This window comes from Helicobacter pylori FD535, assembly GCF_000296015.2.
GTDB lineage: Bacteria > Campylobacterota > Campylobacteria > Campylobacterales > Helicobacteraceae > Helicobacter > Helicobacter pylori_CT.
Window position 1 is genome coordinate 1 of sequence record NZ_AKHP02000074.1, and the last position, 10,632, is coordinate 10,632.

The 10,632-nt window shown below is 38.8% G+C and carries 13 protein-coding genes, 1 tRNA gene and 1 pseudogene; 4 read left to right on the forward strand and 11 right to left on the reverse strand.

Annotated features, from left to right (window positions below; all coding sequences use genetic code 11):
- Window positions 1–126 precede the first annotated feature (126 nt).
- The 6 genes from ruvX to DV63_RS17260 all read right to left on the reverse strand — a co-directional run bounded on the left by ruvX (window position 127) and on the right by DV63_RS17260 (window position 3,556).
- The gene (gene ruvX, locus DV63_RS17240) at window positions 127–531 is read right to left on the reverse strand and encodes a Holliday junction resolvase RuvX (protein ID WP_000599221.1); all 405 of its coding nucleotides are present in this window, start codon (window positions 529–531) and stop codon (window positions 127–129) included.
- Complete coding sequence (dprA, locus tag DV63_RS17245; RefSeq protein WP_000840074.1) at window positions 528–1,328, reverse strand: DNA-processing protein DprA; 801 nt, start codon at window positions 1,326–1,328, stop codon at window positions 528–530. The genes ruvX and dprA overlap by 4 nt, the downstream gene beginning before the upstream one ends.
- Before the next feature lie 11 nt (window positions 1,329–1,339).
- Window positions 1,340–1,573 (reverse strand): cell division topological specificity factor MinE, encoded by a 234-nt coding sequence (gene minE, locus DV63_RS17250; RefSeq protein ID WP_000051425.1) that lies wholly within the window; start codon window positions 1,571–1,573, stop codon window positions 1,340–1,342.
- The gene (gene minD / locus DV63_RS17255; protein WP_001019092.1) at window positions 1,570–2,376 is read right to left on the reverse strand and encodes a septum site-determining protein MinD; all 807 of its coding nucleotides are present in this window, start codon (window positions 2,374–2,376) and stop codon (window positions 1,570–1,572) included. The genes minE and minD overlap by 4 nt, the downstream gene beginning before the upstream one ends.
- Before the next feature lie 23 nt (window positions 2,377–2,399).
- Entirely contained in the window at window positions 2,400–3,392 is a 993-nt protein-coding gene (gene ilvC / locus DV63_RS0209600; protein ID WP_001207543.1) for a ketol-acid reductoisomerase, read from the reverse strand.
- An 87-nt stretch (window positions 3,393–3,479) separates the two neighbouring features.
- A tRNA-Arg gene (locus DV63_RS17260) sits at window positions 3,480–3,556 on the reverse strand.
- A gap of 84 nt (window positions 3,557–3,640) precedes the next feature.
- Here DV63_RS17260 and DV63_RS17265 point away from each other — a divergent pair.
- Together DV63_RS17265 and DV63_RS17270 are read left to right on the forward strand one after the other, a co-directional pair.
- Window positions 3,641–4,423 (forward strand): NAD+ synthase, encoded by a 783-nt coding sequence (locus DV63_RS17265; RefSeq protein ID WP_001168219.1) that lies wholly within the window; start codon window positions 3,641–3,643, stop codon window positions 4,421–4,423.
- Window positions 4,420–5,358 (forward strand): tetraacyldisaccharide 4'-kinase, encoded by a 939-nt coding sequence (locus DV63_RS17270; RefSeq protein WP_000833866.1) that lies wholly within the window; start codon window positions 4,420–4,422, stop codon window positions 5,356–5,358. Before DV63_RS17265 ends, DV63_RS17270 begins: the two co-directional genes overlap by 4 nt.
- Here the strand turns inward: DV63_RS17270 and pseH are convergent.
- From pseH to flgH, 4 genes are read right to left on the reverse strand one after another with little or no spacing between them, the layout of a single operon-like run.
- Window positions 5,291–5,833 (reverse strand): UDP-4-amino-4,6-dideoxy-N-acetyl-beta-L-altrosamine N-acetyltransferase, encoded by a 543-nt coding sequence (gene pseH, locus DV63_RS17275; protein ID WP_000742667.1) that lies wholly within the window; start codon window positions 5,831–5,833, stop codon window positions 5,291–5,293. The genes DV63_RS17270 and pseH overlap by 68 nt on opposite strands.
- Window positions 5,830–6,702 carry a hypothetical protein gene (locus tag DV63_RS17280; protein WP_001144439.1) on the reverse strand — a complete coding sequence of 291 codons (873 nt, stop codon included), beginning with the start codon at window positions 6,700–6,702 and terminating at the stop codon, window positions 5,830–5,832. Before DV63_RS17280 ends, pseH begins: the two co-directional genes overlap by 4 nt.
- Window positions 6,693–7,376 (reverse strand): pseudaminic acid cytidylyltransferase, encoded by a 684-nt coding sequence (pseF, locus tag DV63_RS17285; RefSeq protein WP_001201342.1) that lies wholly within the window; start codon window positions 7,374–7,376, stop codon window positions 6,693–6,695. Before pseF ends, DV63_RS17280 begins: the two co-directional genes overlap by 10 nt.
- 17 nt (window positions 7,377–7,393) lie before the next feature.
- Entirely contained in the window at window positions 7,394–8,107 is a 714-nt protein-coding gene (gene flgH, locus DV63_RS17290; RefSeq protein WP_000709982.1) for a flagellar basal body L-ring protein FlgH, read from the reverse strand.
- Between the two features lie 129 nt (window positions 8,108–8,236).
- Between flgH and DV63_RS17295 the strand changes: the two genes are divergently transcribed.
- Window positions 8,237–8,974, forward strand: a complete 738-nt coding sequence (locus DV63_RS17295; protein WP_017179713.1) for an outer membrane protein — start codon at window positions 8,237–8,239, stop codon at window positions 8,972–8,974.
- 8 nt (window positions 8,975–8,982) lie between these two features.
- Here the strand turns inward: DV63_RS17295 and DV63_RS17300 are convergent, their stop codons facing one another.
- Complete coding sequence (locus tag DV63_RS17300; protein WP_000932494.1) at window positions 8,983–9,525, reverse strand: phospholipase D-like domain-containing protein; 543 nt, start codon at window positions 9,523–9,525, stop codon at window positions 8,983–8,985.
- Window positions 9,526–9,666: 141 nt separating this feature from the next.
- Here DV63_RS17300 and DV63_RS17305 point away from each other — a divergent pair.
- A pseudogene (locus tag DV63_RS17305) lies at window positions 9,667–10,632 on the forward strand (hypothetical protein); the annotation flags it as partial.

The window sequence follows — 10,632 nt, forward strand, 5'->3', positions numbered from 1 at the left end:
CCCCCCCCAATCAACACACAACACAAACACAAAACCCTAAAAATGGCTTTTTTGAAATTTTCCAGCATGACGCTTCTCCCTTTATTAAAAAACTTAGACTTTATTATAATCAAATTACAATCAGATCTAATGGTTTTTCAAAACCTGCTGGCAATAGCGCTCTAAGATCCTGCAAGCGCTCAAAGAGTCTAACCGGCCGTCTTTAATAGCGAGCCGCTTGTTTTTCCTACCCAAATGCTCTAAATTTTCATAGGCTTCTATGCTGGATCTGTCTTCATTAATAAAAACGATTTCGCCCTTAAAATCCACAAGCTTGATAAAATGCTCAATGCGCACATTCGTGTCCGCATAGCTTTCATTGGGCTTGCCCACCACTAGCACTTGAATGTTTTTTTCCCTCAACAAATCGCTCAAATCCCTAGAGGCCTGATTCCTGTTGCGGCGTAAAATCGCTTCTAAGGGTAAAATAACGCCGTTTAAAAGCATGGCTATGCCAATGCGTTTTAACCCCACATCGCATGCCAAAATCACGCTAACACCACGATATGATTGATACGTTTAATCTTACCCAACAGTTCGTATTCTAAAAGCTTATCCCCAAATTTGAGATACGCTTCTTCATAGCTAGGGTTTTTCGCGCAATATTCTAAAAATTCATCTTTCATTTCAGGCATTTCTTTTAAATGGTAGTCTTTTAAAAGGGTGTTTATAAAATTTTGAATATTAAATATCCCTTGAGCCTGCCCTTTTTCTAAAAGCTCATTAGTGCCATCGCTCTCATTCAAGCGCTGGGGTAAAACAAATAAGGGCTTTTGGTATTTTTGGGCTAATCTCGCGCTGCTCATAGAGCCGCTTTTTAAATCCGCTTGGGGGATAATCACCGCATCGCTTAAAGCGATCACCAGGCGGTTTCTGGCTAAAAAAGAGCCTTTAATAGGCATAAAATCCTTTTCATATTCGCTTAAAATCAAGCCGTTTTGCGCGATTTCTTGGATCACTTTATGGTTGTTCGTGGGATAAATAAAATCCAAACTGCAAGGCGAAAGCATGATCGTTTTTGGTAAGGCGTTTTCTTGAGCGATAATATCCACGCCTAACGCTCCTCCGCTCACAATAACCGCGCCATTTTTAGCAAGCTCTCTGGCTAGAGTGATGGTGTGCTGCTTGCTATAAGGGGTGGGTCTTCTTGTGCCGATAATAGCCACTTTTAAAGGCGCATCTAAAAGCTTTATATCGCCCACACAATAGAGCTTTTTAGGGGGGTCTTTGAGAATGTCAAAGGCTTTAGGGATATTCTCTAGCGCGCTGTATGGGAAATTGCTTTTCATTCGTTGATTAACTATTTAGGCAGTATGATCTCCACTTCAATCGTTTCCACGCTTTGATTGCTGTCAAGAGTTTTGAAATGGATGTCTGAAGATTTAGTGTATTTTTGAATAACGGCAATGATTTCTTTACGCATCTCTTCCATGTAGGGTAAATTTAAAGTGCGCTCTTTGGCTAAAATCAATTTCAATCGATCTGTCGCGGTAGTCGCGCTCCCTTTGTTTTTAAAAAAATCAAACAAACTCATGAAAATATCCCTTTTAACGCGCTAAAAAAGCCTCTTTTAGCCTTAAACTCCATGTATTCCACTTCTTCGCCTAAAATCCTTCTGGTGATGCGTTGGTAAGCCTTCGCACTCTCGCAATCCGTGCGAATCACCGGCTCGCCCTTATTGGTCGCTGAAATAATATGGTGATCTTCTGGAATGATCCCAATTAAAGGCAGGCATAAAATCTTAAGCACTTCTTCTATGGAAATCATCTCGCCATTGGCCACTAATTCAGGTTTTAAGCGATTGATTATCAAATGCTTATGCACTTCTTCGCCCCTTTTGGCCCGATTGGACTTTGCGTCAATAATGCCAACCACTCTGTCGCTATCTCTTAAGGAACTCACTTCAGGCGTTACCACCACTAACGCCATGTCCGCATGCAAAATCGCATGCTCAAAACCGCTTTCAATCCCAGCCGGAGAGTCAATCAAAATATAGTCAAAATCCGCCCTTAAAGCGTTGATTAAAATCGCTACTTTTTCCCTATCTAAAATATTTTTATCCTTGCTTTGTGAAGCCGCTAAAAAAGAAAGGTTTTTAGTCTTTTTATCCGTGATCAAAGCCTGCGAAAGGTTGCAATTTTTTTCCATCACATCCACCACATCATAAACAATGCGATTTTCTAAGCCTAAAATCATATCCAAGTTCCTAAGGCCTATGTCAAAATCAACCGCTACGACTTTTTTACCGCTCTCAGCCAAGCCGATCGCTAAATTAGCCGTGGTGGTGCTTTTGCCCACGCCCCCCTTACCTGAAGTGATAGTAACTACTATTGCCATACGATTCCTTTTAATTTAATGATTTATTTTTTATGATTGAATGGGGCGCGTAAAATTTCCCCAATTTGTTCTATTTTAGTTCCTTTAAGGGCTTTCCTCTCTGTGTTTAATCTGGGGTAATTCAAGCTCTTTTCTAGTAAAAAATCTTTAGCGAATGAGCCGTTTTGAATCTTTTTTAAGATTTTTTGCATGCGTTTTTCTAACAGATTTCCCATAGGCTCTCTATTTTTAATCGCCCCGAATTCAGCGGTGTTAGAAATGTGTTTCCTTAAGCCCTCCACCCCCTTATAATGCAATAAATCCGCCACCAATTTCACTTCATGCACGCATTCAAAATAGGCTAATTCTTCAGGGTATCCTGCCTTAATTAAAGTTTCAAACCCCATTCTCACAATCGCTTCTAACCCCCCGCACAAAACCGCTTGCTCGCCAAATAAATCGCTCTCGCATTCTTCTTTAAAGCTCGTTTCTAAAACCCCCATTCTCCCTCCGCCCATCGCTTTGGCATAGCTTAAAGCCACCGCTTTAGCGTTATTTTTTGAGTTTTCTTGCTCTATGGCGATCAAATGGTATAAGCCCCTATTTTTAAGGTATTCTTCTCTTAAAGCGCTCCCAGGCCCTTTTGGCGCGACTAAAATCGCACCCACGCCTTTTGGAAGAACAACCTGATTGAAATGCACGCTAAAACCATGGGCAAAGCCCACAATTTGCCCCTCTTTTAAAAAAGGGATCACTTCTTTTTCCAACATTTCCTTATGCAATTCGTCCGGAAGTAACGCCATGATCACATCAGAATTTTGGACTAGCTCCTTGACTTCTAGCACCTCAAAGCCCTCTGCCTTTGCTTTTGAAGCGCTCAAACTCCCTTGATACAAGCCAATACGCGCTTTTACTTTAGAGTCCCTCAAATTGAGCGCTTGGGCTTCTCCTTGCGCGCCATAGCCAATAATGCCCACTTGTAAGGATTGGATAACGCCTAAATCAATGTCTTTATCATAATAAATGGGTAATGCCACAATCAAATCTCCTAGCGTGTTTAAGCAAGTATTTATTTTACCATAATGGGAGCGATAATGTTTAAAAACATGCAGAATATTAAGAAATGGTGTGCTCGGAGGGATTCAAACCCCCGACCTACAGGACCGCAACCTGTTGCTCTATTCAGCTGAGCTACGAGCACTTTTAAAGAAGTGAAACGACGATTATAGCAAGAAAAGCTAATTTTTCACTTAAACGATGCGTTTTTTCTATTATAATTTAAGGCATGCAAAAAGATTACCAAAAACTCATCGCTTATTTATGCGATTTTTTAGAAAAAGAAGCGCAAAAACGGGGCTTTAAAAAAGTCGTTTACGGGCTGAGTGGGGGGCTAGATAGCGCGGTCGTTGGGGTGCTGTGTCAAAAAGTTTTTAAAGAAAACGCTCATGCCCTTTTAATGCCCTCTTCAGTTTCTATGCCAGAAAATAAAACAGACGCCCTAAATTTGTGCGAAACATTTTCTATCCCTTATACAGAATATTCTATCGCTCCCTATGACGCTATCTTTGGCTCTCATTTTAAAGACGCAAGCCTTACTAGAAAGGGGAATTTTTGCGCAAGATTGCGCATGGCTTTTTTATACGACTATTCTTTAAAAAGCGATTCTTTAGTCATTGGCACGAGCAATAAAAGCGAAAGAATGCTAGGCTATGGCACTTTATTTGGGGATTTGGCGTGCGCGATTAACCCGATTGGGGAATTATTCAAAACCGAAGTTTATGAACTCGCTCGCCATTTAAATATCCCTAAAAAGATTTTAAATAAGCCCCCTAGCGCGGATTTATTTGTGGGGCAAAGCGATGAAAAAGATTTGGGCTATCCTTATAGCGTGATCGATCCTTTATTGAAGGATATTGAAGCGTTGTTCAAAAACAAGCCCATTGATGCAGAAACGCTCGCTCATCTGGGCTATGATCGCGCTCTAATCAAAAACATCATAAGCCGTATCCAAAAAAACGCTTTTAAATTAGAATTACCCACCATTGCCAAACAATTTAACCCCAAATGAAAAGCGATAAACCCTTTTTAGAACGCTATTTTTATGACCCCACTTTTTTGCAAAAGGGGTTGATTTTCGCGCTTTATCCTTTTTCTTTAATCTATCAAGGCATCGCCACCCTTAAACGAAAAATGGCTAAAAAGCATGATTTTAAAATCCCCCTTATCAGCGTAGGCAATTTGATCGCTGGGGGAAGCGGTAAAACGCCCTTTATTTTAGAAACCGCTCCAAGATACCAAGAAGTGGCGGTTGTCTCTAGGGGGTATAAACGGGATTCTAAAGGCTTAGTGGTGGTGAGCGTTAAAGGAAACATTTTAGTTTCTCAACAAACAGCGGGCGATGAATCCTATCTTTTAGCCTTAAATTTAAAACAAGCGAGCGTGATTGTGAGCGAAAAAAGAGAGCTAGGCGTTTTAAAAGCCCTTGAATTGGGGGCAAAGATCGTGTTTTTAGACGATGGTTTTAGGTTTAATTTCAACCAATTCAATTTGCTTTTAAAGCCTAAAATCCCCCCCTACTACCCTTTTTGTTTGCCCAGCGGGTTGTATAGAGAAAGCATCAAAAGCTATAAAGAAGCCCATTTAGTCATTACAGAAGATAAGGATTATCAAAGAATCACCTCTATTTCTCGCCCCACCAAACGCATGCTTTTAGTAACGGCTATCGCTAATCCTAGCAGGCTTGATGCGTTTTTACCCAAAGAAGTAATTAAAAAATTGTATTTTAGAGACCATGCCCTTTTTGATTTGGAGCTTTTAGAAAAAGAGTTTCATCAAAATAACGCCACTTCCTTATTGGTTACTCCAAAAGATCTCGTCAAATTACAAGATTGCAATTTGCCCTTAAGCGTATTGGATTTAAAACTAGAAATTGATCCTAAAATTTTAGAGCGGATTGATCATTATATCCTTTCTTATCCTTGTAATACAAAAGAACGTCTATAAATTCCTTTTCTTTAGAGATAAAGCCTTTCAAACGCCCCTCTAACTCATAATGGTTTTTTTCATAAAAAGCGATCGCTTTGAAATTGTTTTCCATCACTTCTAAGTGCAAAGAATTTAATTGGAACTCTTCAAAAGCGATGCGTTCTAAGGCTTTTAAAATAATCTCTCCCCCATTTTTCAAAAAAGGGTTTTTATAAATCCCCAAATACCCATGCTTATGAAAAAAATTGATTTTAGTGATAGAGCCAACCCCTAAATAAACGCCCTCTTCTTTAAACAAAAAATAGCGGTGGTTGGGCGAGTTTTTTAAATCTTCTATGAATTGCAAATGCGTTTTTAAAGAAATGAAAGCGCTATACATCCATAAGGCCGTGTTTGGGTGGTTACGAAATTCTAAAACCAACAACTTTTCTTCATCGTTTAAATGGGTGAAATCAATCGCTTGGGTATTTCCATAAGAATAATTTTTTTTCAAATTTCTAAAAACTCCCTTAATGCGCCCTCTAGCTCACTCCCAAAGGCCAGGTTTTTTGCCCAGGCTTGATTTTTTTGAATTTGTAATTTTTCAAAATCTTTAGCTAAAGTTTTTAAACTCGTTTGTTTGAAGATGCCTGAATTTTCAAATTCTTGGCTTTGAATGATTTGATTAGAGGCAATGGGAATGATAAGAGAGGGCGTTTGAGAAAGGGCTAATTCATAGAGGGTTTGGCCTGCAGCGCTAATAGCGCAAGCGCAAAATTTCATCAAAGAACTGAACTCCAAAGGGTTTAAATGGCTGTAATAATGCGTGTTTTTTGGAGGATTTTTAGGAGCATAAGGTGAAATGATATGCAAATGCATGCTTTTATTTTCTAAAATTTTGACTATCTCTTTGAGTATTTTTTGCTCGCTCCCCCCTAGAGTGACTAGCATTTCTTTATTTTCTGTATTGATGGGGCGCTCATAGACAAAGCGAACATCAACAGGGTAAAAACCCACCCCCAAATAATACTGATAATCTTTTGATAAATAATGGTAGTGTTTTAAAGCGTTCAGCGTGAAATTTAGGATCTTGGTGTTTTTAGGGTAAAACCCCTTAGCATGCTCTTTATCTTCTATGGCCATAAGGCTTTTAGCTTTTTCTTTTAAAAGATAAAAATCCTTTGAATTTAAACGATAGCTGTCCGTAATCAAAAAATCATCATTGCCAATGCTATCTAAAAAAGCGCTTATATTATTTTGCTTGTGTGAATAAAGACCCGCTTTAACCCCTAATTTTTCTATAAAAGAAAGGATTTTTTCACAACGCCTCACATGCCCTAAACCGCTTGTTAAAAAACAATCGCACAGAATTTTTACTGGCATGCGTTTTTCAAACGGCTGTATTTGAGCTTGGCTAATTCTAAATCTTCTAAAGTGTCAATATCTTGGACTTCTAAGGGCGATAATTCTAAAGCGATAGAATTTTGACCAAAAATAGGCCGCATTTCTTTGAAGGCTTGAGCTTTCCCCATATACAGCAATCCTGCGTCATGATAGAGCGTTTTTAAATCTTGCGTGCGCGTGTTTAAATGCTCTTTAAAAGCCATTTGAACGCCGTTTTCAAGGCTAAAAGAACGATAGGGCGAAGCGCTAAAGGGAGAGCATGTGAAAACATAATCCGTATTTTCTTTTAAAATCTCAAAAGCATTTTTTAAATGCTTTTCTTGTAAAAGCGCTGAAGTGCCATACAAGCAACACGCAACATCTTCATCTTTTAATTCTAATTCTTTCATGTGATAGGCCATCACCTCTAAAGTCGTGGCTCTATCGTCCGCTAAAACTTTAGGGCGCAAATTCAAAAAACTCGCCCCATAATTTTTAGCTAAATGAACATACTCCATGCTATCGCTAGAGATAAACACCTTTTCAAAAAGCTTGGAATTTAGCGCCGCTTCAATAGGGTAAGCGAGCATGGGTTTATTGAAAAAATCAATAATATTTTTATTCTTAATCCTTTTACTGGAACTTCTGGCTAAAACAATAGCGATCGCTCTCATGCTAGGCTTTGCTCTTTTCAATAAGGCATTTGGGTTTCCATCGCATCAGCAGCGAATTTCTTCTTATTGGAATCGCTCAAATGCCCTAAATTCGTGTATTCAATCTTAGCGTCAGCCAAAAACTTGGATTGGATGGTGTTATTCCTTTCAATATCATAAGGGCGGATCACCCCACTCACCTTAAGGATTTGCTTTTCCCCATCCACTAGTACTTCCTTATTCCCATAGATGAAATAATTCCCGTTTTCTAGCACTTTAATGATTCGAGCGCTCAACACAATCTCTAAATCTTCACTCTTTTTTTGCGAGCCACCGCCTTTAAAATTCGTGTTATTGCTGGATTTGGTGAAATTGTAATTATTTTTATCGTCTAAATACTGCGCTTCCTGTTTCTTTCTTGCATCTAGCCCGTTATAAGTGAGTCTTGGAGGCGTGGAATTACCCCCTGAAGCGCTTTTATAATCTTTAGAGCTGGAATAATTCGCGCTCGCTTTTTCAGAAACAATGATTGTGATCAAATCGTTAGGCTTCATCGCCCTCCTGTCCGCAAATAAGGGGCGCTCGCCCTGCCCAAACAAACTCCCCAACTTGTTCAATTCAGGGATAAATTCTTTAGAGGGGGTTTCTTCTACATAATTGGGAGGGTTAAAATCAATTTTTGGCTCATTGGCTGATGCTATGCTGAATGCAACGCTAAACGCAACAGCCCCTAAATAAAGCGCTTTTTTCATCCACTAGCCTTACTTGAGTTATTTTAAGCTTTGAATTATACTCTCTTATAAGGAATAAATGCTTAATTTTGAGTAAGTTGTTGTAAAATTTAGATCTTTATAATGAAACTTAACTTGCAGGAGATACAATTGAGAACCTTGTTAAAAATGTTAGTTGGCGCAAGCTTGCTAACACACGCCTTAGTAGCTAAAGAAGAAAGCGCAGCGCCTTCTTGGACAAAAAATTTGTATATGGGAGTCAATTACCAAACAGGGTCTATCAATTTAATGACTAATATCCATGAAGTTAGAGAAGTGACTAACTATCAAACCGGTTACACCAATATTATGACTAGCGTTAATAGCGTTAAAAAGCTCACCAACATGGGATCTAATGGGATTGGATTAGTCATGGGCTATAACCACTTTTTTCATCCGGATAAAATCTTGGGCTTGCGCTATTTTGCTTTTTTAGATTGGCAAGGCTATGGCATGAGATACCCTAAAGGCTATTATGGCGGCAATAACATGATCACTTATGGCGTGGGCGTGGATGCGGTGTGGAATTTCTTCCAAGGGAGTTTCTATCAAGATGACATTAGCGTGGATATTGGCGTTTTTGGGGGGATTGCGATTGCGGGGAATAGCTGGTATATTGGCAATAAAGGGCAGGAATTGTTAGGCATCACTAACAGCAGTGCGGTTGATAACACCTCTTTTCAATTCCTCTTTAACTTTGGTCTCAAGGCTTTATTTGTAGATGAACATGAATTTGAAATCGGGTTTAAATTCCCCACCATTAATAACAAATACTACACCACTGACGCGCTCAAGGTTCAAATGCGTAGGGTCTTTGCCTTTTATGTGGGGTATAATTACCACTTCTAAAAGGGCTTTTAAAACCCAACGCAACTTTCTAACATCTTTTGATAGTAACTCTTGGCTTTGAGGATAATCTCTGTGTCATCGGTTTTTAAAAGCACTTCGTAATTGTTTTCAAAAGCGTTTTTGCTCCAATTCGCTGAGCCTAAAAACACGATCTTATCATCAATGATCGCTACTTTTTGGTGCATGATGCCGTAATAATTCCCGTTTTTAGCCTTAAGCCCTTTTAATAAGCACACTTTCGTGTTAGGGTATTTGTCCAAATAGCCAATAGTGGATTGCTTGTTATTGTGATTGCTTTCATAATCATAAATGATTTGCACCTTAATCCCCCTACTCGCTACGCTTTTAATCGCTCTTGCAATATCTCTGTGCGTGAAACTATAGATAGCGATTTTCACGCTCTCTCTGGCGTTACTGATGCCAGAAACTAAAGAATTGAGAGCGTCTCTTTGCTCATAAGGCAAGACAAATAAGCTGTTTTTAGCTTGCAAAACCCCTAAACAGCCCACTAACACACCCACGCCAACGATTTTTTTAAATTTGTTTAACATCAAATGATCCTTATTTTAAATTACACTCATGATAAAAACAACCAACCAAGTGGATTTTTGATTATAATAAAAGATTTAAAAAAAGCGATAAAAATGGATAGGCTTAAAGAAGCGTTTCTTATCAAATAAGGAGTCCCTAAAATGAAAATGATTCTATTCAACCAAAACCCCATGATCACAAAGTTGCTTGAGAGTGTTTCTAAGAAATTAGAATTGTCTGTGGAAAATTTTAACCACTATCAAGAGTTATCCGCACGCCTTAAAGAAGATCTAGAATGGGTTTTGATAGCCGATGATGAATGTTTGGAAAAACTAGACCAAGTGGATTGGCTAGAATTAAAAGAAACCATCTCTCAAAGTAAAAACAGCGTGTGCATGTATAAAAAAGGCAATGAAGCGCAACCTTTCTTGGAAGGCTTTGAGATGAAAATCCAAAAACCTTTTTTACCCACTGAAATGTTGAAAATCCTTCAAAAAAAGCTTGGTTCTAACGCAAGCGAGCTAGAGCCTAGCCAAAATTTAGACCCCACTCAAGAAGTTTTAGAAACCAATTGGGACGAATTAGAAAATTTAGGCGATTTAGAAGCCCTAGCCAAAGAAGAGCCTAACAATGAAGAGCAATTGCTCCCCACTTTAAACGATCAAGAAGAAAAAGAAGAGGTTAAAGAAACTCCAAAAGAAGAAGAAAAACCTAAAGAAGAAACGCAAGAGGGTGAAACCCCAAAAAGTGAAGAAGTTTCTAAAGAGTTGGAAACGCAAGAAGAAGTTAAAGAAGAAACGCAAGAAGAGTCAATCAAAGAACAAGAGCCAATCAAAGAACAAGAGCCAATCAAAGAACAAGAGCCAATCAAAGAACAAGAGCCAATCAAAGAACAAGAACCAATCAAAGAACAAGAACCAATCAAAGAACAAGAGCCAATCAAAGAAGAAACGCAAGAAATTAAAGAGGAAAAACAAGAAAAAACACAAGATTCCCCAAGCGTGCAAGAATTAGAGGCCATGCAAGAATTAGTCAAAGAAATCCAAGAAAACTCTAACGGCCAAGAGAATAAAGAAGAAACCCAAGAAAAAACAGAAACACCGCAAGAAACACCGCAAGATGTAGAA